Origin of the sequence: Coprococcus sp. RTP31081st1_H1_RTP31081_211007, assembly GCF_040227275.1 — a bacterium.
GTDB lineage: Bacteria > Bacillota > Clostridia > Lachnospirales > Lachnospiraceae > Coprococcus > Coprococcus aceti.
The window spans coordinates 803,909-830,241 of sequence record NZ_JBEHVP010000001.1; the positions used below are offsets into that span (position 1 = coordinate 803,909).

24 protein-coding genes are annotated in these 26,333 nt (G+C 44.6%); 7 read left to right on the forward strand and 17 right to left on the reverse strand.

Annotation, left to right across the window (positions count from 1 at the left end):
* Positions 1-9 precede the first annotated feature (9 nt).
* The 3 genes from ABUA31_RS03515 to ABUA31_RS03525 all read right to left on the reverse strand — a co-directional run bounded on the left by ABUA31_RS03515 (position 10) and on the right by ABUA31_RS03525 (position 3,353).
* Positions 10-1,170, reverse strand: coding sequence for an ABC transporter permease (locus ABUA31_RS03515; RefSeq protein WP_349818451.1), 1,161 nt, complete (start codon positions 1,168-1,170; stop codon positions 10-12).
* Positions 1,157-2,320, reverse strand: coding sequence for an ABC transporter permease (locus ABUA31_RS03520; protein ID WP_238050457.1), 1,164 nt, complete (start codon positions 2,318-2,320; stop codon positions 1,157-1,159). The genes ABUA31_RS03515 and ABUA31_RS03520 overlap by 14 nt, the downstream gene beginning before the upstream one ends.
* A gap of 85 nt (positions 2,321-2,405) precedes the next feature.
* On the reverse strand, positions 2,406-3,353 hold the full coding sequence (locus ABUA31_RS03525) for an ABC transporter ATP-binding protein (RefSeq protein ID WP_349818450.1): 948 nt from the start codon (positions 3,351-3,353) through the stop codon (positions 2,406-2,408).
* Between the two features lie 302 nt (positions 3,354-3,655).
* On the opposite strand from ABUA31_RS03525, the gene ABUA31_RS03530 reads away from it, so the two are divergent.
* Both ABUA31_RS03530 and ABUA31_RS03535 read left to right on the forward strand, forming a co-directional pair.
* Positions 3,656-4,813: a sensor histidine kinase gene (locus ABUA31_RS03530; protein WP_015533204.1), complete on the forward strand. Its 1,158-nt coding sequence runs from the start codon at positions 3,656-3,658 to the stop codon at positions 4,811-4,813.
* A gap of 53 nt (positions 4,814-4,866) precedes the next feature.
* Positions 4,867-5,520: a response regulator transcription factor gene (locus tag ABUA31_RS03535; protein ID WP_015533205.1), complete on the forward strand. Its 654-nt coding sequence runs from the start codon at positions 4,867-4,869 to the stop codon at positions 5,518-5,520.
* A gap of 115 nt (positions 5,521-5,635) precedes the next feature.
* On the opposite strand, the gene ABUA31_RS03540 is transcribed toward ABUA31_RS03535, so the two are convergent.
* The gene (locus ABUA31_RS03540; protein WP_015533206.1) at positions 5,636-6,250 is read right to left on the reverse strand and encodes an SH3 domain-containing protein; all 615 of its coding nucleotides are present in this window, start codon (positions 6,248-6,250) and stop codon (positions 5,636-5,638) included.
* Between the two features lie 280 nt (positions 6,251-6,530).
* Between ABUA31_RS03540 and ABUA31_RS03545 the strand changes: the two genes are divergently transcribed.
* Complete coding sequence (locus ABUA31_RS03545; RefSeq protein WP_015533207.1) at positions 6,531-7,256, forward strand: pseudouridine synthase; 726 nt, start codon at positions 6,531-6,533, stop codon at positions 7,254-7,256.
* Positions 7,257-7,307: 51 nt separating this feature from the next.
* Here ABUA31_RS03545 and ABUA31_RS03550 read toward each other — a convergent pair whose 3' ends face one another.
* Positions 7,308-8,420, reverse strand: a complete 1,113-nt coding sequence (locus ABUA31_RS03550; RefSeq protein WP_015533208.1) for an N-acetylmuramoyl-L-alanine amidase family protein — start codon at positions 8,418-8,420, stop codon at positions 7,308-7,310.
* 106 nt (positions 8,421-8,526) lie between these two features.
* Entirely contained in the window at positions 8,527-9,798 is a 1,272-nt protein-coding gene (locus tag ABUA31_RS03555) for a M18 family aminopeptidase (protein WP_349818449.1), read from the reverse strand.
* 274 nt (positions 9,799-10,072) lie between these two features.
* On the opposite strand from ABUA31_RS03555, the gene ABUA31_RS03560 reads away from it, so the two are divergent.
* Both ABUA31_RS03560 and aroA read left to right on the forward strand, forming a co-directional pair.
* Positions 10,073-11,167 carry a prephenate dehydrogenase gene (locus tag ABUA31_RS03560; RefSeq protein ID WP_243147844.1) on the forward strand — a complete coding sequence of 365 codons (1,095 nt, stop codon included), beginning with the start codon at positions 10,073-10,075 and terminating at the stop codon, positions 11,165-11,167.
* A gap of 41 nt (positions 11,168-11,208) precedes the next feature.
* Entirely contained in the window at positions 11,209-12,486 is a 1,278-nt protein-coding gene (gene aroA / locus ABUA31_RS03565) for a 3-phosphoshikimate 1-carboxyvinyltransferase (RefSeq protein WP_055143935.1), read from the forward strand.
* Positions 12,487-12,626: 140 nt separating this feature from the next.
* Here aroA and ABUA31_RS03570 read toward each other — a convergent pair whose 3' ends face one another.
* The 11 genes from ABUA31_RS03570 to ABUA31_RS03620 form a co-directional block, all read right to left on the reverse strand.
* Complete coding sequence (locus tag ABUA31_RS03570) at positions 12,627-12,857, reverse strand: hypothetical protein (RefSeq protein WP_243147843.1); 231 nt, start codon at positions 12,855-12,857, stop codon at positions 12,627-12,629.
* A gap of 103 nt (positions 12,858-12,960) precedes the next feature.
* Entirely contained in the window at positions 12,961-13,857 is an 897-nt protein-coding gene (locus tag ABUA31_RS03575; RefSeq protein ID WP_349818448.1) for a hypothetical protein, read from the reverse strand.
* Between the two features lie 66 nt (positions 13,858-13,923).
* On the reverse strand, positions 13,924-14,136 hold the full coding sequence (locus ABUA31_RS14365) for an LURP-one-related family protein (RefSeq protein WP_502879960.1): 213 nt from the start codon (positions 14,134-14,136) through the stop codon (positions 13,924-13,926).
* A 13-nt stretch (positions 14,137-14,149) separates the two neighbouring features.
* Positions 14,150-14,614, reverse strand: coding sequence for a DUF2752 domain-containing protein (locus ABUA31_RS03585; protein WP_349818447.1), 465 nt, complete (start codon positions 14,612-14,614; stop codon positions 14,150-14,152).
* Positions 14,554-15,099 carry an alpha/beta hydrolase gene (locus ABUA31_RS03590; protein ID WP_055143925.1) on the reverse strand — a complete coding sequence of 182 codons (546 nt, stop codon included), beginning with the start codon at positions 15,097-15,099 and terminating at the stop codon, positions 14,554-14,556. The genes ABUA31_RS03585 and ABUA31_RS03590 overlap by 61 nt, the downstream gene beginning before the upstream one ends.
* Positions 15,100-15,199: 100 nt before the next feature.
* Positions 15,200-16,264, reverse strand: a complete 1,065-nt coding sequence (gene queA / locus ABUA31_RS03595) for a tRNA preQ1(34) S-adenosylmethionine ribosyltransferase-isomerase QueA (protein ID WP_055273038.1) — start codon at positions 16,262-16,264, stop codon at positions 15,200-15,202.
* 127 nt (positions 16,265-16,391) lie between these two features.
* Entirely contained in the window at positions 16,392-18,821 is a 2,430-nt protein-coding gene (gene pheT / locus ABUA31_RS03600) for a phenylalanine--tRNA ligase subunit beta (RefSeq protein ID WP_055143923.1), read from the reverse strand.
* 104 nt (positions 18,822-18,925) lie between these two features.
* Positions 18,926-19,945: a phenylalanine--tRNA ligase subunit alpha gene (pheS, locus tag ABUA31_RS03605; RefSeq protein ID WP_055279821.1), complete on the reverse strand. Its 1,020-nt coding sequence runs from the start codon at positions 19,943-19,945 to the stop codon at positions 18,926-18,928.
* 971 nt (positions 19,946-20,916) lie between these two features.
* Complete coding sequence (locus ABUA31_RS03610) at positions 20,917-21,189, reverse strand: hypothetical protein (RefSeq protein WP_055273587.1); 273 nt, start codon at positions 21,187-21,189, stop codon at positions 20,917-20,919.
* A gap of 158 nt (positions 21,190-21,347) precedes the next feature.
* A complete protein-coding gene (locus ABUA31_RS03615; protein ID WP_015533217.1) occupies positions 21,348-22,340 on the reverse strand; it encodes a YihY/virulence factor BrkB family protein in 993 nt (330 codons plus the stop codon).
* An 18-nt stretch (positions 22,341-22,358) separates the two neighbouring features.
* Positions 22,359-23,972, reverse strand: a complete 1,614-nt coding sequence (locus ABUA31_RS03620; RefSeq protein ID WP_022217148.1) for a SpoIID/LytB domain-containing protein — start codon at positions 23,970-23,972, stop codon at positions 22,359-22,361.
* 434 nt (positions 23,973-24,406) lie between these two features.
* Here ABUA31_RS03620 and ABUA31_RS03625 point away from each other — a divergent pair, with 434 nt between their 5' ends.
* Together ABUA31_RS03625 and ABUA31_RS03630 are read left to right on the forward strand one after the other, a co-directional pair.
* Positions 24,407-25,006, forward strand: coding sequence for a hypothetical protein (locus ABUA31_RS03625; protein ID WP_133300860.1), 600 nt, complete (start codon positions 24,407-24,409; stop codon positions 25,004-25,006).
* A 29-nt stretch (positions 25,007-25,035) separates the two neighbouring features.
* Complete coding sequence (locus ABUA31_RS03630) at positions 25,036-26,265, forward strand: 6-phosphofructokinase (protein ID WP_173794411.1); 1,230 nt, start codon at positions 25,036-25,038, stop codon at positions 26,263-26,265.
* The last annotated feature ends 68 nt before the right edge of the window (positions 26,266-26,333 follow it).

Here is a 26,333-nt window from a genome sequence, read left to right on the forward strand (position 1 = left end):
GTGTATTTTCTAAGCCATAGCCCTGCCGGCGGTCTTGTACCTGTCAACGATCACTCCAACAAGTATGAACAGTACGGCGAATAGCATCTGCACTCCCATGCTTACAAATATGCCTGACACCGAACTGCCGGATGCGAAATTGTCGATGGCATCCGTTGCATTTGCGTACCAATATGCTGGAAGGAAATGTGCTATCGCCATCACAGTGTCACTTAAGAACTCTCTCGGCACAAATATCCCGCAGAGGAATGCCATTCCAAGTGATATGACATTTGCACACATGGAAAGAATCTGTTCACTCTGGGTAAGCTTGCTAACCAGAAATGCCAGCGAGAGTGCTACACAGGCATACACCAGCATATTGAGTATGAACATTCCGCTCCTTGCTGAGACTATATCATATTTTATAAGTATTCTGGAAAGTACTATAAATACTACAGACAATACGCATCCAGTAAACATCATCCCCAGGACAAGTTCCCTGTTCAGCCTGAAAAATTTGTATGATGAGCACTCTATTCTCGCTCTAAGCTTTTTCCTGTTATATACCTGCAAAACAGGCGCTACCCCAATTATCATAACGCATATCATGACCCACCCCAGATAGTTGTAAAAATTATATAACATGGAATGTCCTGAGGTCTTTCCTTCGGCCATATCGACCTCAGCCTTCTGCTCAAGTGCCGTCCTCGCTCTCTTATCGGCATCGTTCACATCATCTCCGGCCCTCTTGTACAGAGACACCATATTCATGTAGCTGTCAAGCCTTGTCTCAAACAGCATGGACGCCTGACTTCCGGGGATAGTCGTTATCTCAAGCAGACCATCCGCAGTATCATTTGCCCATGCATCGCCAAAGCCATCTGGTATCCTGATCACACAATCCACCGCCCTGTTGTAGAGAGCATCCTGAATACCTCGTTCGTCCATATCAACGCCATATACAAGCTGCTGCGTATCATTCAGGTAAGCCATCAATTTTCTGCTCATCTCACTGCCATCCTCATCGCTCACCGCATATTTGATCGTTTTATCCTTATAATAGTTCTGTGGATCTGTGTTTCCCACATTGATGAACACAACCATGACTCCACACAGGATTCCCACATACATGATCATCTGCCCAATATATTTTCTCAAAACCTTGAAAAAAGATTTAAACACTTGCATATCTGTTCCTCCTTACCATGAGAATCCCAACTGCTATGAGCACCACAGCCTCAATAGTCATTATGACGATATTCTCAGTGAAAACCTGGTGGTCACTGTAAACATTCAGCGCATAGAATGAATCCGATATCAGAGCCGCGGGATTGAGTTTATTTATAATCGGCACGTGCTGCTGTATCTCATACTTTACTCCGTTTATACACAGATCAGAAAGGATGGACATCACCATGGATATTCCGATCACAATACCTATCTTGGTCCCCTCAGCAAGCTTTGATATAGCCCCAACTATGACTCCTATTGCCAGACCGATAAAGCAGCCCACAAACAGAGTAAGCAGGATCTCCCATACTCTGTCGCCAAAATCCACTCCTATGCAGGACATGTATATAAAGCTTATGACCTCGACCACAAAATGTATAATCAGCAGTGCAGCAAACTCTGCCAAAACAAAGGTCATTTTTCTCTGTGGGGACACATTTTTTCTCTTTCCCGTAGCGCTCACATTTGCCTGAAGATTGCCCATCATCTCTATAGATGAAAGTGATGCAAACAGACAGCTCATGGCAAATATGGCATAGAAATAATTGTTATACACATTCTGGCTGCCCTCAGTGCTGGCCTTCTCTGTATAATATGATCTCTGTTCTGAGAGTTTTTCCACAAGGTCCGACATATCATCCACGCCGGAAGTCCCAGACATATACTGTTGAAGTCCGATGCCATCCTTATATATATCCATAAGTGCATGCTCGTACTGCTTGTACTCAGAAAGCACTGTCTCAAGTATGCTCGCATTGACAGAACTCTCCGCAACCGTGAGCCTCACATCATCCGTATATATGATGCCCTCGACCTCTTCATCAGCCAGTAACTTTTCCGCATCGCTTTCGCTCATCCTCGCAACCGACAGAAGGGCGTCATCGCCATCCGACAGCGCATCCAGCATATAATTAAGTCCATTTGCCGATTCATCCTCAGTGACCACCGCCACCTTGATATTCCTGAACATCTCATCCTGTTCATATATGTTGCCAAATGCCATGTACATGAATGTTGCAAGAAGCAGCGGGAATACCAGTGTCCAGAAGATCGACACCCTGCCTCGGACCATGATCTTTATGGTGTATAAAAAGTCCCGTATAAACATAATTCTCTCCTTTAATCCTGATTCATCTCAATTTTCCATATACAATACGATTTCAACGATCTCATATCTCTGCCCTGAATTTCGTTTAGTCTCTGAGCTCCTTGCCTGTGATCTCCAGAAATACATCGTTGAGCGTCGGGAGTTCCGTAACAACCCTGCCAAATGATATATCGTGCTCCTTGAAGAATTCCATGAGTCTCACCAGATTGTGTCTTCCACCAGAATATCTCAGCGTCAACATACCATCGCTATATTCCTCCTCATACATATGCGGCTGTCTGCGAAGCTCCGATATCTGTTTGCCTGTAAGTCCAAGCACCTCAACCTTGATGGTCTCAGTGTTCTTGATCATCTTCTTAAGTTCTTCCTTTGTTCCTACAGCTACAGACTTTCCTTTGTCCATGATGACTATCCTGTCACAGAGCTGCTCGACCTCCTCCATATAATGGGATGTGTATACGATGGTGGCACCTTCCTCATTCAGACGCTTGATCCCCTCAAGTATTCTGTTACGGCTCTGCGGATCGACCGCCACTGTCGGTTCATCGAAGAATATAAGTTTTGGCTTATGCGCTATTCCGCAGGCAATATTCAGTCTTCGCAGCAGTCCACCCGAGAGCTTCTTTGGAAGGAATTTCCTGTAATCCGCAATATCCACGAAATCCATTGTCTCCTCAACACATTTGCGTCTCTTCTCTTTGTCCTTTATATAAAGGCCGCAGAAGTAATCAATATTCTCATATACAGTCAGTTCATCGAACACCGCCACATCCTGCATTACAACTCCTATCTCTCTCTTGATATCGTAGCTGTCGGGCTTCATCTCTTTGCCAAATACCTTTATATCGCCCTTGTCAAATGTGAGCAGGGACAGTATACAATTTATAGTTGTCGTTTTGCCGGAGCCGTTTGGTTCAAGGAGTCCAAGTATCTCCCCCGCCTTCACCGTCAAACTGAAATGATCCAGCGCCAGTAGATCTTTATATCGCTTTACCAGATTGGTAACCTCTATTGCATTTTCTGAATTACTCATATATATCCTCCTGTTTTGATATCCTGTTTTTTGCCCCTCATTATCTTATGAGTGTCGTTCATAACATGATAGTCTGCACGCATCAGCATGCTACATTCTTTATTACATGCTCTCATTATATACACCCTTGATCTGTTTTCACAGTGAACAACGTCATCTTCACAATGTGACATTTGTCATATTTCTTTTTCCCTCATATTTATTTATAATAATTATTACACTAGGTTGCACACACTGCCCGGCACGGCTATTCAGACAGCACGATATATACTACAGCATTTTCTACATTATGGAGAATAATTATGAAACATCTCATCAACAAAGGACTCCTGCTGGTCTCAGCATTTGTCATGATATATGCGCATAATACTGCCACGGACACCCGGATCATCATCGCACTGCTCCTGTCGCTCATTGCCGGTGCGGTCTATCCGGCACTTGCCGGGATCTCCGCAGTGAACAGAGCCACCACGAAGGGCGCCGAGAACCACAGCAGAATATATCCATACATATGCGAGGCACTGGTATGCGCGTATCTTGTATCCGCATTCTGGCTACACCCAGTCTATATGTTCGTGTCCATAGTCAGCTACGACATGTACAGATACAGACAACGGCTGTCACCAGTCATACTTGTCCTGTTATCCATATACATGTGCGTCAACTATCCTCTGATGTCAGTTCTCCCGCAGATATGCCTCATCGCATTCTCATTTGCTATGAGCGTGTACTGCTGCCGGATAAATCTGCTGAGGGCTGAGCTTCTTGCCATGAGGGACAATACTGCAGAACACGACATGCTGGTTGCACAGAACACACGCCAGTTGCTGGAAAATCAGGACAACATGGTACTCACCGCCACCCTGTCAGAGCGAAACAGGATTGCCCGGGAGATTCATGACAATGTCGGTCATATGCTCACCAGATCCATACTTCAGACCGGTGCCATCAAAGTTATCAACAAAGACGAGCGTCTTGAGAAGCCCCTGGCACAGCTGCAATCTACGCTGGATACCGCAATGGACAGCATGAGAAAAAGTGTCCACGATCTACACGATGAATCCATAGACCTGCGCACTGCCCTAGATGATGTGATCAACAACGTCAGCGACATGGACATCTACATGGATTACGACATGTCAGATAAGCTTCCAAGAGAGATCAAATACTCATTCATCAACATAGTAAAGGAAGCCATTAACAATACGCTGAAGCACAGCAACGGCGACCATATGGATATCCGCGTGCGGGAACACCCGGCATTTTATCAACTGTATATAACAGACAATGGACAGAACATCCGCTCCGATCCATCCCCGGCACAAGGAAGCGCTTCTGGCGGTATGGGCTTAAATGGTATCCAGGAAAGAGTAAACAAACTTGGAGGCACAATGAAGATATCAACCGACGACGGATTTTCCATATTGATCAATATCATGAAAAGAGATTTTACAGACTGAATTCCAAACAGATATGCAAAATATCCTGATTATAAATAGGAGGAAACCGACAAATGAATGTAGTTATAATAGATGACGACCAACTGGTGGCACTGTCACTTCAGACCATACTCGAAGCCTGCGACGACATACAGGTATCCGCCACGGGAGGCAGTGGAGCTGATGCGATCAGACTGTACGAAGAATATCAACCGGATGTTCTACTCATGGACATCCGCATGGAGAACATAAATGGCCTTGAGGCTTCTGAGACTATCATGGCCTCTCACCCGGATGCCCGCATTCTTCTCCTGACAACATTTTCAGATGACGAATATATAATCAAAGCACTGAGTATCGGAGCAAAGGGATATATACTGAAGCAGAATTTTGAGAGCATCGCACCGGCAGTAAAAGCAGTATACAATGGACAGACTGTATTCGGGGATGAGATAGTTGGAAAACTCCCTGATCTTATTGGACATATGGACACTACCTCATCAGATGTCCAGCCATCGCCATTTGCCGGAATGGAATACGAACTCAGTTCCAAGGAAATGAATATTATCAGACTTGTTGCAGATGGTCTGAATAACAAAGAAATCGCATCAAGCCTGTATCTGAGCGAGGGTACAGTGAGAAACTATATCAGTTCCATCCTTGACAAGCTGCAGCTGAGAGACCGCACACAGCTGGCGTGCTTCTACTACAAAAAGCTAACCAATTGAGCAACAGTCAATACAACAATAAAAAAGCAAGCCGCACGCCATCCTTGAATGACATGCGGCTTGCTTTTTCTGTCTTACTGGGTCGTACCTGGGTGAGGGGTACTCATATACACTACTACTGAAGTGAGGCATCCACACTTACATATTCTGTTGAAATATATCCGATCGAGCCATCGTATAACTGAACTCCTATCCAGCTCTCATCCTGTGATACAACGTCGAACATCTCTCCACTGTTCACTGTAGCTATGATATCTGATTCTGATGACTGCTCTGTATGGACATACACACCATCATATATCACTGATGCTGTTACGCCCGGAAGCACCTCTGAAGGGGTCTCTTCTGTTGTCGCTTCCTCTGTTGTCACTGCCTCGGTAGACGCTGAAGTCACAGACTGTATACTACCTGATGCATTGCTGGCAACTCTGGCCGTATCGTTGGCCGATACTGAACTTCCTGCAGGCACCACTGCGTCGATGGCAAGCTGCACACTGCTGTCTGCCATCATCACTGCCTGACTCTTGTTGATAGTCACACTATCATTCGCATATAATTCATCCGCAAGCGGGTCAGCCTTCTCTCCAAAACTTATGACAGCAAATACACAAAGAGCCATTACAACCACAAGTGCTGTCATCAAAATGTTATGTCTTAAATATTTATAACTGAGAACATTCCTTCTCATGTGATCTACAAATCTTCCAAACTTACTGCGTGATCTAGTCATTAATTTTTCCTCTTTTACCCTTAATCCAAGCTATTTTCTATGTAGTATTTCGTAATCTAAATTTTACAAAGTTACCGCATTTGTTACATTTCTGTTAAATATAATACACTACACATGTGCATGTGTCAACTGATTCTGACAAAAAAATACCAATTTCTAGTGGTTTTACACAACTGTTTGTAACGACATGTTGTGTTTTGTAACATTTAACTTTTCTGCTGAAAAAAGCGCATTTTCGTGGTATTATATGACATCATACAGTCAACAAAAGGAGTACATTATGAGACTTGATAAATTTCTAGTTGAAATGGGGATTGGCAGCCGCAGTCAGGTAAAGCAGTATGTGAAAAAAGGCACTGTCACCGTCAATGGTGCCCCGGTTAAATCCTCAGATGTAAAGATAGATGAGAACAACGATACTATAAAATATAATGGCAGGATTCTGAATTATTCCAGATACAGATATTTCCTCCTGAACAAACCTGCGGGGTGTGTAAGCGCAACCAAAGATAACGTGCATCAGACCGTTATCGATCTGCTAAAAGGAGAAAATACAAAAGACCTGTCACCCGTGGGACGGCTGGATATAGACACAGAAGGACTTCTACTTCTGACAAATGACGGAGCACTGACCCACCATCTTCTGTCTCCTGCACACCACATTCCCAAGACATATTACGCAGAGATTGACGGATATGTAACAGATGATACCATAAACCTTTTCGCCACAGGTGTGGATATCGGAGATGAAAAACCTACACTGCCCGCAGATCTGCGCATATTATCTTCCGACAGCACCGCTGCCAGATCGGAGATCGAACTCATAATAACAGAGGGACGTTTTCACCAGGTCAAGCGAATGTTTGAGGCCGTTGGCATGAAAGTTACTTTTCTGCGAAGAATTGCAATGGGTGAGCTGAAGATAGACGAATCGCTTCCAACAGGTGCCTACAGAAGTCTCTCGGAAGAAGAGGTCAGTCTTCTCCGGTTCGATATGCCACAATAAAAATAGAGAACAGGAAATCCTGTTCTCTATTTTTATTTATGTTACTGACTTCTATTCTGTAATATATTTATCAAGGCCATCTGCTATTCCCTTGGCGATCTTGTTCTGATAATCGTCTGTTACAAGAAGTGCCTCCTCAGATGCTGTAGTCATATAGCCAACTTCCACTATGGTTACCGGAACTGTACTCCAGTTTATTCCGCTCATGGTATCCGTCTCCCATATTCCATCACTCTTAGCTCCTGTGGAAGCCAGAAGTCCTGATAAAACATCCGTGGCAAGACTCTTGCACTGATCATAGATAGCTGAATTATATGGATTAGATGATGTCTGACATACTGTCATCACACCTGTCGCATTACCGTCTGTCGATCCATTTGTATGGATCTTTATAACTGCATCTGCCTTAAGGTTGTTCGCATATTCTGCTCTCGTCGCATTACTTATATCAACATCATTCGATGTTCTGATCATCTTAACTGTATAGCCTCTGGATGTGAGCTCTGCCTCAAGCTTCTGTGCGATCTGAAGATTCAGCTCATATTCCTTTATTCCTGTTGATACACCTGTGTTGCCAACGGTTGCCTTTACTTTTGTCTCTGTAGCAGCAGGGCCTATCGGCTCGGTCTCTTCATTTGCATTCTGCTGATGTCCGGCATCTATAACTATCATCTTGCCCTCACCAACATTGGATGTAGTTCCCTGTTCTGTGGATGCATCCGATGAATTCTCTGTTGTCGCCTCAGTCGATGCATCAGACTTATCTCCTCCGCCTACGACCTCAAGGAGCTCTGAGAATATATAGTATTCCCCACCATCTATAGATACCTTGCTCCACTCATCGTTATAACCGATTCTGTCCAGCTCAACATCATTTGCAACTTCCTGATATATCTCTCCATCAGTTGATGGGCTCGTTCTGACATTCACATAGTCAAGAGTCTTTACTTTGTCATTACATATTGTAAAGCCATCCTTGTCCTTCTCCGGCTGTGCCTCAGTGGTTGCTTCCGTAGTCGCCACCGTCACTGCCTCTGTGGTCGCCTCTGTCTCCGTCGGATTGGCTGTGGTAGCATCGTCACCTTTGCTTCCGCATCCGGCAAATGCCAGCATGGAGGCAAGTCCAAAGCAGAGCACTGCATATTTTAAATGTTTCTTCTTCATGAGTATCCTCCGTAAGTGATTATTGAAGTTAAAAATACATCATCTTATTGTAACACAATCGTAATAACTGCACAAGTACATTGCTCAAATACCTGATTTCACCATACTACATTTCAAATACTGCACCGCAAATCTTCTCAAGTTGTGCATAATCCTCCGCACTTCCAAGCTCCACCGCTGAATGCATAGCCAGTATCGGTATTCCCATGTCTACAGCTCTGACTGGCAGATAAGATGAAGCTATAGGACCTAAAGTCTGTCCTCCTGCCATCCCCGACCTGTTCACCTGACGCTGTATCTTTATCTCCTGATTTCTTGAAAGAGCCATGATGACCGCAGATGCCTCACTGTCTGACACGTATCTCTGACTTGCACTTGATTTGAGTGCCACTCCGCGCCCCATGACAATCTGATTTGTCGGATCACTCTTCTCTGAATAATTCGGATGGGTTGCGTGCGCCACATCAAGTGACAGCATGAATGCATCTCTCATAAGGCGTCTTCCTGCTCCAGCCTCAATGTCCAATCCTGCCATGATACGCTTTATTATCTCCGACAGAAGCACCGAATCTGCTCCCTGCTTTGATCTGCTGCCTATCTCCTCATTGTCAAATAATGCTATAACATTTGTATTATTGCCATTTGTCTCTCTGCACATGGTGTCAACAAGCGCTGACACGGAAGTTACATTGTCAAGTCTCGGAGAAGCTATCATATCCTTATCTGCCCCAACTATCTCCATTCCATCCATGTTATACAGGTATAGATCATAATCAAGAATATCGTTCTTCAAAAGCCCAAGGTCATCTGCCACATACTGTAATATATCTTTGTCCTTCACCTTCTGACCATCCAGACCATATACAGGTATGAGCTCCTTCTGCACATTCATTTTCTCCCCGGGTGCATCCTTTCTCAGATGCGGTGCAAGGCTTGGCACTATGCACATGGCACGCTCTGAATCATACAGATACGTCTTCGGCCTGAACGGATCCGTGGTCTGCGCCATGACCTTGCCCGCGATTCCAAGCGGTCTGTCAAACCATGTCTCCTTGATAAGTCCGCCGTACGGCTCTACATTCAGTGTCTGGTAGCCGCTTCTGTTCATATCCGGCTGAGTCTTGATCTTGAGCATAGGAAAATCTGTATGTGCAAGGCCGATATTCAGCCTGCCATACTCAGGCATCTCCCCTGCGGCAAACGCCACCATCATAGATGCGTATGGCTTCACATAATATCTTCCTCCGGCCGTGAGCTCCCAGCGTTCTCCCATATCAAGCTCCATGTAACCGTGATCCTGCAGCATGGCTTCACATTCCTTCACTACATGAAACTGTGTGACACCGGCGTCAAGTAGTCTGCAAAGTGTATCTATCATAATAAATTATCCTCCTTATAATGGTCGGTCGACAAACGCACACATCAGTATACTTTCTTATGTGCATCGTCTGCGTTCTCCACAAAGATTTTAGTACAAATCTTCAGCTTATACAATTCCCTTACTTCTTATTTTAGCTTAATATCCACATCTGATATTCAAGTTTTTTTATCGCAATGTGAATCTTCTCTTGCCCTGTCATTCAAAAGGCTGTATAATCGCCAATAGATACTTTAACGCTTTTATGCGTCAAACTGTTAAAGGAGAACGTAAAATGAATGATTTTTCAATAGGATTTATCGGTCTGGGACTTATCGGAGGATCTATTGCCAAATCCATCCACCGCATTTTCCCTGATTACAGAATAGTCGGCTTTGACAATAATCTATCTACACTCAAGGAAGCTGTCTCCGATGGGACACTGACTGAATATACAGATGATATCCATACCATAGCAGAATGCAACTATATCTTTCTGTGCGCACCGGTCCACTATAATATAGAATACCTGCGCCAGCTCAAGCCATTTCTTACAGACAGCACCATACTGACTGATGTCGGAAGCGTAAAGCTCGACATATACGAAGCAGTCCAGGAGCTTGGGCTTGCCAGGTATTTTGTCGGCGGACACCCTATGGTCGGCTCTGAGAGATCTGGCTACGAGGCGGCCACCGACAGGCTCATAGAGAATGCCTATTACTTCATCACACCTGCAGACGGAGTTCTGCCGGGCAAGACTGAGGAGTTCTCCACATTTATCGGAGATCTTGGAGCGATACCGATCACATACTCACCTGTTGAGCACGACCGTATAACCTCTTACATAAGCCATGTGCCCCACGTCATAGCCGCCTCACTGGTCAACCTTGTCGCAGCGGCAGACAGCCCAGACAATATATTTAAGTCACTGGCAGCCGGTGGTTTCAAAGATATAACCAGGATCGCATCCTCCAATCCGGTGGTATGGGAGCACATTCTTCTGGCAAATCCTGACAATATCGTAAACGGTCTTCAGGAATATGTTGAGCTTATAGACAAAATGATTTATCATATTAAGCAGCGCGATGCGGCTGGGATAAATGCTTTTTTTGCATCCGCCAGAGATTACAGGGATTCCATTCCTAACAACAGCAGCGGTGTCATAAGAATGCACCATGAACTGTTTGTAGATATCCCTGACGAGGCTGGTGCGCTGGCAAAGGTGACAGCTTTTATCGCAGAGGCAAAGATAAGCCTCAAGAACATCGGAGTCTCCCACAACCGGGAGGATGAGGAAGGGGTTCTCAGACTCTCATTCTACGATGCTGATGCAAGACGGAATGCGCAGGATGTGCTGAAGGCCGCAGGCTATAGAATTTATAACCGATAGGTAAAACATATTACACTAGAATAAAGGAATACTGAGAATTTATGAAGATCAACAGAGTAAAATCACTTAACGGAGAGATAACAATACCGGGGGACAAATCCATCTCCCACCGCTCCATCATGTTCGGCTCAATCGCAGATGGAATAACCGAGGTACACGGATTTTTAAATGGAGCAGACTGTATATCATCCATGAACTGTTTCAGGCAGATGGGTATAGATATTGATTACGACGGCAGTGTCGTTACTGTACACGGCAAAGGACTGCATGGACTGTCAAAGCCTGAAGGCACACTCGATGTCGGCAACAGCGGAACAACCACCAGACTTATATCGGGTATACTTGCCGCTCAGCCATTTGCAAGCAGGCTTATAGGTGATGCTTCTATATGTAAGCGCCCTATGAAGAGAATCATGACGCCTCTCTCCATGATGGGTGCCGACATCACATCCGAACTCGGAAATGACTGTGCACCGCTCCTTATAAACGGAAAGGAACTCCATGGAATACACTACAACTCACCTGTCGCGTCAGCACAGGTAAAGTCATGTGTACTCCTTGCCGGACTCTATGCAGACGGCGAGACAAGTGTCACCGAGCCATATGTGTCAAGAAACCACACTGAACTCATGCTTGAGTCATTTGGCGGCAATATAAAAGCAGAGGGAACTACGGCTACCGTAAAGCCTGTGGATAATCTTGTTGGACAGAAGATACTTGTACCTGGAGATATATCATCAGCTGCTTACTTCCTTGTTGCAGGACTTATCACTCCGAACTCATGCATCACCATCAAAAATGTTGGCATCAACCCGACCAGAGATGGAATACTGGAAGTCATCAAAGCAATGGGCGGCGATATGGAATACTCCAATGTAGTGAGCGGATGCGGTGAGCCAACCGCTGACATAACAGTCAGGACATCAAGTCTCAAGGGCTGTGTCATTGAGGGTTCCATCATACCAAAGCTCATAGATGAGATCCCTGCCATAGCAGTTCTCGCATGCTTTGCAGACGGTGAGACCATCATCAGGGATGCCCAGGAGCTCAAGGTCAAGGAATCAAACAGAATAGATGTCATGGTAAACGCTCTCTCATCCATGGGCGCAGACATAACTGCAACCGATGACGGAATGATCATACGCGGCGGAAAGCCTCTTCACGGTGCAGTGATTGACAGTCACTTGGACCACAGAATCGCCATGAGCTTTGCCATCGCAGGACTTAACGCTGATGGCGATACAGAGATCACCGGAGCCGAGTGCGTGAACATCTCATATCCGGGATTTTATGATGATCTGGGTGGGCTGGAACGTTAAATTTTTCATCAATAGTAAAGGCGTCACTGCTGTTTATGATGCTTCGCATCCTACGATAACAGTGACGCCTTTATTTCACCCAGTGCTCTTGACTTTTACCAGAACCATTTGGACCAGCAAATACAAGAACCATCGGTTTTCTATTTTGCATATTTTATATCTCCATTTGCATATTCAATATATGCTTTTTTATTCTCTTTATCATATCCCGCTATTGGTTTTTTACATACTCTGGCTTTATTTATTGCAGCTTTAACCGCCTCAACAGCTCTGGCATCCATCTCCTGATCAGACAACGTTAACGTTTTACTTTCTTCTTCTCTTGATACTACATTTATTATCTTCCCACTTTTCGTGTTCACTGTTGTCATACAATCACCGCCTTTATACTTTTTATTATATATATAATTCATGATTTAAATAGTCTTATTTTATAATTCATTTTACCACAGTTCATGGACTATTCACAACAGCTTACTCCGTTGCCCTCTCAAACTCATCAGTTCCAGTATCTTCCCAGTTTGTCTTTCCACTGCTTATCACTTCTCCACTGGAAAATACATATGCATAGATATCTTCTATTTCGGCGCTGCCATAATCATATGTTCCACCACCGCCTTTTTCAGTACGATACCTTACATACAGCCCACACTTCCCATTCTCTGACTTGCCATCATATACAATGTATTCCACGGAATTATCACTTTCAGACAATATACATCTTGATGATGACTCCGAGGCGCCGTAATATACTTCGAATTTTCCAGCTGTGGCATCTGAATATTTCTCAAAGATCGCCTGATACCCGACTGTAATTTCCTTATTTTCTGGCTGATCATTTACATCAGGATCAACAGAGGAATCAGTGGAGCTCTCTGCATTCCCCCTGCTGTCACCCGAAGCTTTTTCCGTTATCGCAGAGTCTTGTTCGCTGTCTTTTTCTATATCCGTATCTTCTCTTCTATATCTGGTCGTGAGACGTCTACTACTGGTCTGCCCATTAAAACGCATGGTCACAAGCTCGTCACGCTGTTCAGAGCCAGACACTACCACCTCCACACGATCAATATACCATGTCGTCTTTAGATCGCTTTCGTCAAATCTTGCACCATCATTTGCCACTTCAAATGACCTATATGCAACCGTCTTCTCTTTGCCCTTCAGCACCAGTCTTCCATGGGCAGCTCCAAATGGAAAATCCGGGTCGCCAACAGAATAGATCACAAGCTCATAATCACCATCTGGAGACGTTAACACACTTATCTGCTCAGCTTCGTAACGCGTCTTATATCTAACATAACCTAATGGCAGCAACACCAACATTACCAATATGCCTACTATAATCACAACATACTTTGATATCTTGTTCATGACTATTTCCTGCCTGTCTCCTCATACATTCCTATCTTCTTCATGTTTATATAAAATTCTAAAAAATTAATTATTATTCTGCGAACAATTGGCCGCATCAATGGCAATCACAAGCATAAGTGCCATGATCTCATCACCCGGATCTGAGATATCAAGTGTGTATGTATCTCCCCAGCTGAGAAGCTGCTTTGCTATATTTGCCACCAGCCTGCTTCCAGCTGTGACACTGTAATTCCACGAAAGGAAATCTCCATCACACTGCCATCCACCATACTCAATACTGTACGATGGCTTAAATAATGTACCCCGGCACCACCAGCTTCACCACATAAGACACCACAAATATCCCAAGCCACACATACACATACCACAGTCGGAATCTCACAAGCGGTGTCCTGCCATTCGTGGCAAGCCTGATCGTATTGCCTACCAGATAAATGATACAGATGCACGCCAGATACACAGTCGCCACATGGTAATACAAAGCCGTCAGCAGATGTCCGTGGAGCATGGCGAGTACAGCCCTTGTCGTACCGCATGCAGGACATATCACTCCTGTAAACCGGCGTATCTGGCACCCCTCAAGCCATGAGGTATCCGGCAGGACACGAAGGAGCAGTATATATACCGCCGTGCCAATAAGCAGTGTTATGAGCACTGCTATCTCCGCAATATATAACTGCCCCTCTGTATGTCCTAGAAGTTCAAATAATCTATATATTTTTCCGCTATGTCTTCCTGCGTTCTTATGTTCCATAGAATATCCTTTGTCTCTATTGAATGATTTCCGCCCTCGTATTTATACAGAGGGATGTTCTTAGCCTCACAAAGTCTTGTCAGCTCACCCGTATTCACTAGTGGATCCGCCGTTCCGTGAAAAGCTATGCCATTTGAATTGGCATATTGCATGGTAATCTCAAGTGGTGTGAAATATATATTTCTTACTTTAAGTCCTTTCTCCGCCACATATCTTGCAGATATAGCCGTACCTATACTCTTTGATAGAAATACTATATCCTCAGTCTCCGAGAAATCCACAGTCTTAAGACAATCAAGTGCTTTATTCCAGCCATCATCAAATACCTTCTGTATCTTCTCCGGAAGCTGTCCCGAAAGCTTGCCATATGTCACATCAACAATCTCATATCCATGTGCCATCATATATTTTTTACTATAGTAAAGTAATGGCTTATCGGTGTGATATCCTATTCCCGGGAATACCACACATATCTTCTTTCCCATGTATCTGTCTCCTCTCCGGATATAAGGCCCATCCAGAGTATATAAATTATCAGCACCCCTATTACATCATGCCTTTATTCTAATCGTCCTGATCCTTCTGCTATTTTATCAGCATAGCATCGCCAAATGAGAAGAATCTGTACTTCTCCTCAACCGCCACCTTGTACGCCTCAAGTATATGCTCTCTGTCGTAGAGCGCAGAAACAAGCATAAGAAGCGTTGACTCAGGCAGATGGAAATTCGTGATGAGCGCGTCAATAACTTTGAACTTGTATCCCGGATAAATGAAAATATCCGTCCATTTGCTGCCTGCATGAACTGTTCCATCGTCGTCCGACATAGACTCAAGAGTTCTGGTACTTGTCGTTCCAACGGACACAACTCTTCCGCCTGCAGCCTTTGTCTCGTTAATCATATCAGCAGCATCCTGCTCTATGATACAGAACTCAGAATGCATGTGGTGATCTAGTATGTTCTCTTCCTTCACTGGTCTGAACGTTCCAAGTCCGACGTGAAGTGTTACATGCGCGATCTTTATTCCCTTTGCCTTGATCTGCTCAAGAAGCTCTGTTGTAAAATGCAGTCCGGCGGTAGGTGCTGCCGCAGAACCGTCATGCTCTGCATAAACTGTCTGATATCTGTTCTTGTCCTCAAGCTTATGTGTGATATATGGAGGGAGTGGCATCTGTCCCAGCTCGTCAAGGATCTCCTCGAATATTCCATCGAACTCAAATCTGATGAGTCTGTTGCCCTCCTCAACTATATCGACGACCTCACCCACAAGTTTGCCCTTTATAAGTCCTGTCTCAGGGTCAGGTTCATTTGACTCTGAACCAAATACTATACGAGCACCCACCTTACACTTTTTGCCCGGTTTTACCAGAGTCTCCCATGTACAGTCGTCCTTTCTCTTCAGAAGAAGAACCTCTATGGATGCTCCCGTATCCTCCTTGACGCCCATAAGTCTCGCCGGAAGAACCCTTGTATCGTTGATGACCAGACAGTCTCCCGGATTCAGGTAGTCTATCACATCATAAAAGTGCTTGTGCTCTATCGTATTATCTTTTCTGTCCAGGACCATGAGACGTGACTCACTTCTCTTGAGGAGTGGATCCTGTGCTATAAGCTCCTGTGGCAGATCATAGTAAAAGTCTGTTAATTTCATCATATCGTAATTCCTCACATATTTATTAACACAAAAATAACTGTCTGACGCTGGATATATACAATATCTCCGCGCCAAACAGTTACATATTATACTACTATCACAAATTTTTCAAGGATAGCGCCTATTACGCTCTGATCTCTATTCCAAGCTTTCCAAGCTCCTTGAGAATCTTGGCAATGATTCCATCGACCTCTGACGTCTCAAGTGTTCTATCCTTAGCACGGAATGTCATTGTGTAAGCCACTGACTTCTTGCCCTTTGCGATCTGCTCACCCTCATATACATCGAAAAGTTTGTAGCTCTCAAGCAGCTTGCCGCCACATTTCTTTATGACTTCCTCTATCTGTCCGACAAATATTTCCTTGTCCACAACAAGACTCAGATCTCTTGTACTTCCAGGGAACTTTGCAATTCCTTCATACTTGATGTCGAAGCTTGACAGCATAACCAGTGTAGGCATATCTATAACTGCAACATATACCTCCCCCTTAAGGTTGTAGTTGTCACATACCTCAGGATGTACCTGTCCGATAAATCCAATTGTCAGGTTGCCCTTCTTGAGCTTTGCCTGACGGCCCGGATGAAGGAATGTGTACTCTGACTCAGGCTCGTATGTCACCTGTCCCTTGAGACCAACCTTGTCTGTAAGCTCCTCGAGAACTCCCTTGAGATCAAAGAAATCTCCCTGACCATACATACCGATAGTAAGCTTCATTCTCTCCTCTGGAAGCTCTGTGAGTGGAAGTGACTTTGGAAGGTATACATTTCCGAACTCATAAAGTCTTGCGATCTTGTTCTTTCTATTATAATTTGTTGCCAGTGATGTGAGAACACCGTTCAGTGATACTGTTCTCATGATACTGAAGTCCTCGCCAAGAGGATTTGCTATTGTAACTGTCTTTCTGAACTCGCTGTCAGCAGGCAGTAGCAGCTTGTCAAATACCTTAGGGCTCTCGAATGAGTAGCACATACCGCCAGAGAAACCATTTGCCTCAAGGACATCCCTTGCGATGGCATTGATCATCTGGTCGTATGGGAGCTTACCAACTGTTGCCTCACCTCTTGGGAGTGATACAGGAATGTTGTCGTATCCGTAGAATCTTGCAACCTCCTCTGCCAGATCTGCCATACAGTTCAGATCCTGTCTGAAACTTGGCACATCCAGTGTGTTAGTATCTGCATCGTATGTGAGACCAAGTCTACCGAAGTAATACAGCATCTTCTCTGGCTCAACATCTGTTCCGAGAAGTGCGTTCATCTTATCAGGCTCAAATGGGAGTTTCTTGTCCTGTACAGGATTTGGATATACGTCAACAGCTCCGCCGACTACCTCACCTGCGCCCATCTCCTCAATGAGCTGACATGCTCTGTCTATTGCCTCCATGGCAAGATTTGGGTCAAGTCCCTTTGTGAACTTTGCTGCCGCATCAGTTGCAAGTCCGATTCTTCTCGATGAAAGTCTGATATTTGTTCCATCGAAGCAAGCTGCCTCAAAGAGCAGTGTATCGATACTGTCTGTTACCATGGAATTCTCGCCGCCCATGATTCCGGCGATACCGATCTCCTTCTCACCGTCACAGATCATCAGAACGTCATGGTCGAGCTTTCTCTCCTGTCCATCAAGTGTTACAAATGTATCTCCGTCATTTGCACGGCGAACAACGATCTTGTTGCCGGCTATGGTGCTGAGATCATATGCGTGCATTGGCTGTCCGTACTCTTCCATAACGTAGTTTGTTATATCGACAAGGTTGTTGATCGAACGGATTCCCTGTGAAGCAAGTCTCTGCTGCATCCACTTTGGTGAAGGTCCGATCTTCAGGTTCTTGACAACCCTTGCTGTGTATCTAGGGCAGAGGTCAGGATCCTTTACCTCTACTGATATATAGTCATTGACGTCCTCATCATTTCCTGTCTTTGTTACCACTGGTGGGTAAAATGACTTGTCAAATGTAGCTGCTGCCTCTCTTGCCATACCGATCATTGAGAAACAATCAACTCTGTTGGATGTGATCTCGTATTCGACAACAACATCGTCAAGTCCAAGTGCCTTCACAGCGTCATCGCCCGGCTTCACACCTGACTCCACCGGGAATACATACACGCCATCCTCCGGTGCTTCCGGATAGAAGTCTCTTGATGAACCAAGCTCCTCTATACCGCACATCATACCATTTGACTCAACTCCTCTGAGCTTGCCCTTCTTGATCTTGATTCCGTCAGGGTACTCATTGTTGTCGCCGTGTGCTGCCGCAACCTTACCACCGTCAAGTACAAGTGGGATGAGATCATTGACCTTTACATTCTTTGCTCCGGTCACGATCTGAAGAGGCTCCGCCTGTCCAACATCTACCTGACATACTACAAGCTTGTCCGCATCCGGATGCTTCTCCATAGTGAGAATCTTGCCGACAACGATCTTGTCAAGATTCTTATCCTTCTGTTCGTAACCCTCTACATGTGATCCTGAGAGAGTCATGGCGTCTACAAACTCCTGAGCTGTCACGTCCAGATCAGGAACATATGCCTTTATCCATGAAATTGGTGTATTCATCTATTCGTCCTCCTATTTATCATTGAACTCCAGCCATGCAAAATTTGCCTTCGGCAAATGGCTGGAGCTGCATGTCAAGTTTTCACAGAAAACTTGACACATACTTAAAACTGGTCTAAGAATCTCATGTCGTTCTCGTAGAGAAGTCTCATGTCATCTATCTCATACTTGAGAAGTGTTACTCTCTCAAGTCCGATTCCAAATGCAAATCCTGAATATACCTCAGGATCTATTCCACAGTCGCGGAGAACCTTTGGATGAACCATACCACAGCCAAGGATCTCTATCCAGCCGCTGCCCTTACATACTCGGCATCCCTTGCCGCCGCACTTGAAGCATGTGATATCACACTCTGCTGAAGGCTCTGTGAATGGGAAGTGATGAGGTCTGAACTTGACCTTTGTGTTCTCACCGAAGAACTCCTTTGCCCACTGCGCCAGTGTTCCCTTGAGGTCTGCCATGGTGATTCCCTTGTCTATAACAAGTCCCTCTACCTGATGGAATGATGGTGAATGTGTTGCATCTACCTCATCAGCTCTGAATACTCGTCCAGGTGAGAGGATTCTTATAGGAAGATTGCCCTTCTCCATGATTCTTGCCTGAACAGGTGATGTCTGTGTACGAAGGAGGATATCCTTTGTAACATAGAATGTATCCTGCTCATCCTTTGCAGGGTGATTTGCAGGGATGTTCAGCAGCTCGAAGTTGTACTTGTCGTACTCTACCTCTGGTCCCTCAACTATCTCGTAACCCATACCGATGAATACTCTCTCCAGATCTTCAAGTGCTATCTGGTTTGGATGTCTGTGTCCTGTAAGCTTCTTCACTCCTGGAAGAGTTACATCTATTGTCTCTCTCTTCATCTTCTCTGCACGGAGTGCTCTGTTGATGGCCTTTGTCTTCTCGTCAAGGGCTGTCTCGATGGCCTGACGTGCCTCATTTACCATCTGACCTACCTTTGGTCTGTCCTCCGGTGCTACATCCTTCATGCTTTTGAGAACCTGTGTGAGTTCTCCCTTCTTACCGAGTATCGCCACCTTCACATCGTTAAGTGTCGATACAACCTCTGCGCTCTCGATCTTGGCAAGAGCCTCTGCCTTGATGGCTTCCAACTTGTCTCTCATCGTGTTTCTCCTTTTTCTATTTATAGGGATTTCAATGTGGATCCTATATTAATTACTTCCATATATAAGTCACGGAATTGCTCGTCTACGGCTTCCGCAATTCCTACAGTAATTCGCGCTCCGCCCTATCGGGCTGCTCGCTCATTTCTCTTTTTGGCGTTTACCGGGATTGCTCCGCGCTGCGCGCTCTCTCAATCCCTGCACGGCATTCACACTCCGCCCTCCCGGGCTCCGTGTTTCATGTCGCGCGCGGGTGACAAATGTCTGCTGATGCATGCGAGCAAGCTCGCGCATCGCAGCCGCTTGTCACCCTGTAAACGCAAAAGTCCCTAGCATGTTATACATACTAGGGACGAATTATATCCGCGTTACCACCCTGATTCCAGACATTCATTATACACTGTCATATATACCTCTATATACTGTGCCATATGTCTGACTCTCATTAGACGTTTGTCGCACGTCACACGCCACAACCTACACAGATCAATATCTGTCAACTGATCAGCAGATATCATCAATCCTTCAACCGTGGTGGCTCTGATGTGAAATTAAATACGCACTCTTACCTGACCTGGCTTTCAGCCGCTGACCCGGTCTCTCTGATGGTGACATACGTATCTTTTGCATCGTCACTGCCTGTAGAGATAATATACCTACATGTGGGTGTTAGTCAACATCTTTTTTGTCATACTGTCATGATCAACAACAATTCAATTTTCAGAAATATTATATAACTTGATTGTGAAAATAAACCTTACGAGTACCATACTCCTATTTAATCATCTTCCCGTTTCTTTTTCTTTATTTGTAAAGCAATTGATGCCAAAAGTAATATCCAGCCTATCAATAAGATTATATAAAACATCACCTTACCAAAATCTCCTTTTAAGATAAAATCGATTGCAAACAAACATGCACTAAGCACTAACAGAAGTATAGCTTTTTTTCTCTCATATATTTTCTCCTTTTTATATCAAAATCGCTTTATATCTTTCACTCTTTATTTTCTTTGTATCTGCAAGTCTTCCTTTACTATTATACGTAAGTAAATAAATATCAAATCCATCTTTACTGCTATTTGTTACATATTTAAATCTATACCCCCAGTTTTCAATACCAGGAGACCTAATATCAGTACTTCCATAGTTACTTATTATATCTGAAAGAAGCTTAGACAATGTATACCCTGTTGCTAGACTTGCTGTGACTGCCCCCTTAGTTACCAAAATATCAATTGCCACTCCACCAGAATAGGAGGCTTTTATTTTATAATATGCACTGTAATATCTTACATTTATAGAAATTGTTTTCTTTACCCGCTTACTACTTGTATTTTTATATGAGCCACTATGCGTCTCAATCGCAGTATTCTTTAACTTGAATACACTCTACTTTTATTTCATTTATCTACTTCTACATCAACTTCTTCGTCCATATTTAAATGTCGATTTTTTCGCATCCGCCTCTTCTCCGCACGCTTTTTCTTCCTCTCAAGTCGTCTCTTCTTACGCCCGGCCTTGTGCGCACGCCTTCTTATTCCCCGGATTCCATTATCCATGAATTTGTTGATCTCCGCGCCTATCAACATGACGTACATACACATGTAAAGCCACAGCGCAAGCAATATCACACTTGCAAGGCTTCCATACATATATGTGTTGATTCCCACTATATTGATATAGCTTGATACGCCAAATGACAAAAGCATCCAGAGTATGGTCGTAAATGCAGCTCCCGGCACAGCGGTCTTGATCCTCACCCGCTCAACCGGCAATGCCCAGTATGCCACGATCATAACCCCAAACAAAACCGTAGGGGCAAATGCTATCTTGACGATCGACAGGATATTCGCAACGGTATCCACCAGTTGGAATCTCTCCACCGAATCCAGCCGCACCAGCATTTTTGACACAACTACATCGCCGAGGATATATATGACCATAACCGCCACCAGCATCACACAGAATATCAATGTATACAGAGTGTGTATCGCTCTTCTGAGGAAATAATTGACGCTGTCCTCCTTGCCTGCCATGAAAGTGAGTCCGCGGCCTATAGCCATTGTTCCCTTTGACGCCGACCACACTGTGAGCAATATGGTTGCTGTGGTGGCAAGCAGTGAGCTCTTGCTGTCGAAAATCTCTGCAAACATGAATTCAAAATTGGAATTGATCTCCTCCGGGAACAGTTCCTTTATTATCTCCAACACCTGGGTCTCTGTGAATGGCAGATATTTGACAAATGTAAGCAACGTCATCGCCAGTGGAAACAGTGACAGCAGCAGGAAAAAAGCAGACTGTGCCGCAAATGCCGCCACCTGATCCTTATTCATCTCTGCCATAAACAATCTGACTTTATGGTATATGAGCACTATGCGCTTCTTTAACTTCATAATTAGTGATTCTCTCCGTTACTTTTCAACCGAACTGAGAACTGCTCCGTTGTAATAATGGCTTATTATCTGCGCTGCAGTATATCCCAGCTTTGCCAGTTCATTTGCACCATTCTGACTCATTCCGACTCCATGTCCGTATCCGCCGCCCTTAAGTGTGTAGAGTCCTGTGTCATTATCCTTCTTTACATAGTAGAAATTACTTGGAACGCCTGTCCAGCCCGTGAGCTCTGATCCATCCTGCTCTGTTATAGCCTTGCCATCCGTGGCGAACAGAACTCGGATATTGCTCTGGCCGCTGACTACCACGCTTCCCTTGTCGCCTGTTATCGTAACTTCCTTCACAAGTCCACTGTCATCTCTTCCCGTCACCATTATTGACTTGATCTTGCCAACCGATGTCGCAGACACATCCGAGCATCTTGAAAGGCCGGTCTCAACCGCATTTCTCATCTCATCTTCTGTGTATGTAACCGTCCACCTGTACATAGGAAGATTTCTCTCAACCACATCTGTGTCCGTCTTGCCATCCATGAAATCCCTGAATGCCGCTTCATCGCTGAAATATGGGATGTCCAGCGCCGTATTCTGAATACGTGTACAGGTATATGGCATGCTTCCGCCCCACACCTGGTCACTCGTGGTAGTCGTTCCGCACGATGTTGAGAAATATACAGCATTTATGATCTCTCCGTTATATGTAGGTACAATTCCGGATGTGGACTGGACTGCATCTATGGAATTTCCCGTCTCAGGGAAGTTATTGTAGACCTGGCACGATGTTGTGTCATCAAGGTCTGCATTGTATCCCCTGTAGTTACTTCCAAGCTTTCTATATGTAAATCCTCTGGCGCAGATTGCCATAGCCTTGAGCGCCTCCGGGCTGTAGCTCGATGAAACCTCACTTGACACTACCCCATACAGATACTGTTCTATATCTACCTGATTGATGATCATGTATCCCGACGAATCCTTTGTTATCTCAAGGGCTCCGTGATACCTCGGGGTGCCGCTTGATTTGCTGAGACTCGATACTGTTATCATTCCATCCGAACTCTCAGGCTCAACTATGATGGATGAGGCCTTGTTGTCGCTGCCAAGTGATACAAATTCATCCGCCTTGTAGGTTTTCTTCTTGCCATCGCTCGTCACGTTAAATCCTGTACTGCAGGTAAATTCCACATAGCTCTGATAATAATCTCCGCCATTTGTCAGGATGACTCTGACACTGTTCTCCATACCGGATATAACTACTGACGATCCGCCATAGCCGCTGCCCCCGCTGGTTCTGTCGGTGCCTGACGAGCTGCTGCCTTTATCCTCTTTCTTCTTTGAAGCCACAGTTCCTGCTCCCTGAATTGTGTAGTCATACTCCGCGATCTCTGTACTGTCCGTGTCGGCTTCAACATATTGCTTCAGATCTCCCAGCGGATCATCCGGAGCTTCTATAACTATGGTCTCCACTGAATTACCATCGTTGTTATCATCAGTCTCTTCGCCTACTCTGTTTTTACCTGTTATCATCATATATCCGACAACACATACCAGAATTATAGTTATGAAACTCACTATCTTAAAATTCTTATTGTATTTGATCTTCTGATACCATTTCTTCCTCTGATCTATTCGCATTCCCCTGTCTCCATTTCTCCGCAAATATATCCACATACAGAGAAAAAGCAGCATATACATGCTGCTTCTTCATCTTGTGTAATAAACTGAAATGCGCCCTTGCTTTTGAGTCCTAGCAGCGCTAGGTGGGCAACCGCAATTGTATATCTGCCTTCCACTAGAACTTATATAACGAGGCTTGACTTCAATAACAATGATATAGGAATCCCGTTTATTCAAATGTAGGTTCAAAATCACAAGAGACTTAATACATCTCAGCTATGAGCACATTATACCTTACCTTTACATCTCTTGCAAGAATTTTTCACGTGAACTTTAACCACTATAATTGACATTATATGCCTTCTTGAAATACCAATCTTACCTGTGTTAGAATATAGATACTTATGGGAATTTATAATTATTTCCAAACATGAAAGGCAGGTGTTCACCAAATGGATAAAACCAGCTTACAAATGTTATTCGGCGTATTGCTCGGAGTATTTCTGCTTGCACTCATAGTCATGACTGTGGTGTATGTCAGAAGAAAGCTTGCCGATAAGCGCGAGGAGGCACTGAGAGATCTCGATCTCATGCAGGAAGAGGCTATCAGGGAGGAACAGAGCCAGAGCAAGGGGTACTGGATAAACCGTGATGACATCGAGGACGAGAATCAGGCTCATCTGCTCCGTTACTACCACTATTTCGATAATATCGATGAATGTATCCACGATCTCATAGTTGAGATGTATGACTGTGGATTTGTCAGGACAGAAGAGATATTTGTCGCAGCATACGGTGAGGAAGCACTCACACCTGATTCATTCATTTACATGACAGATGCTGACTGCGATCTTGAAAAGGCAAAGGCTGCACTTCCACCTGTCAGTGAGAAGAACCAGAAGATCATCTATGACCTCTGGTGCTCATATGTCGAAAAGCTTCTGGACACTGTTGAGATACACACAACCGATGCCAACAAAGATATAATCAAGGACGCACTTATGGTTTATGGCCGCAAAAAGATAACCATACTCCTGCGCAGTCCAGAATAAAATAAAACCTTTCAAAGGAGATTTACAAAATGAAAGATAACTGTATAGTAGCTCAGTCAGGAGGTCCTACCGTAGCGATAAATGCTTCGCTGGCAGGTGTCATAGACGGAGTTAAGAAAAGCAACAAATTCACCAGAGTTTACGGTGCAATTCACGGGATCCAGGGAGTGCTGGACAATAATTTCATAGATCTGTCCCTCATGGCCCTCTCAAAATTTCCTCTGGTAAATACTCTGGAGCTCTCCCCTGCAATGTACCTTGGCTCATGCAGATACAAGCTTCCTGATTTTGAGGTTGACTCAAAACCTTATGAGATAATATTTGACAGATTTGAGGAATATCAGGTTGCTGCATTCTACTATATCGGTGGCAACGACTCTATGGATACAGTGGATAAACTCAGCCAATATGCAAAGAAGATCGGATCGGATGTGAAGATCGTCGGCATCCCTAAGACCATTGACAATGACCTGTGCCATACCGACCACACTCCAGGATTTGGCTCTGCAGCCAAGTATGTTGCATCCACCATGCTGGAGATTGCCCACGACACTTACATCTACCAGATACCAAGTGTTGTCATCGTGGAGATCATGGGCCGTGATGCAGGCTGGCTCACCGCTGCATCCTGTCTGGCAAGAAATGACTACAGTCCTGCTCCTCATCTCATATATCTTCCTGAGGTAGACTTCGATGAGGATCAGTTTATAGAGGACATCAAAAATGTATTAAAGACTTCAAGATGTGTCATCGTGGCCGTATCTGAGGGTATACATGATAAGGATGGCAACTACATCAGCGCAACTTCTGCTGTGGCAGACAAGTTCGGACATGCCCAGCTCAGCGGAACCGGCAAGGCTCTCGAGAGTCTTGTTAAGGACAGAATGGATATAAAGGTTCGTTCCATCGAGCTCAATGTCCTCCAGAGATGTGCAGCGCATATTTCCTCAAGGACAGATATCAACGAGTCATTTGCACTTGGACAGGCCGCCGTAAAGTATGCAGCCGAAGGTATGACCGCAGTTATGTCAACCATAAAGAGAGTGTCAAACGACCCTTACCAGTGGATTATCGAGCCTGAAAATGTAGCGCTCATCGCAAATCAAGCCAAGACAATTCCACTAGAGTGGATCACACCTGAGAAGAATGATGTCACACCTGAGATGGAAGCGTATCTCAGACCTCTTATAATAGGTGAGGTTTCCCTTCAGTACAAAGATGGACTTCCTATGTACCTGCCGGTAAACCACCTGCTTTAAAGAAAAAAATATCCCTAATACCTCAATAATATGGTATTAGGGATATTTTTTATAATTCACTCAGGGAA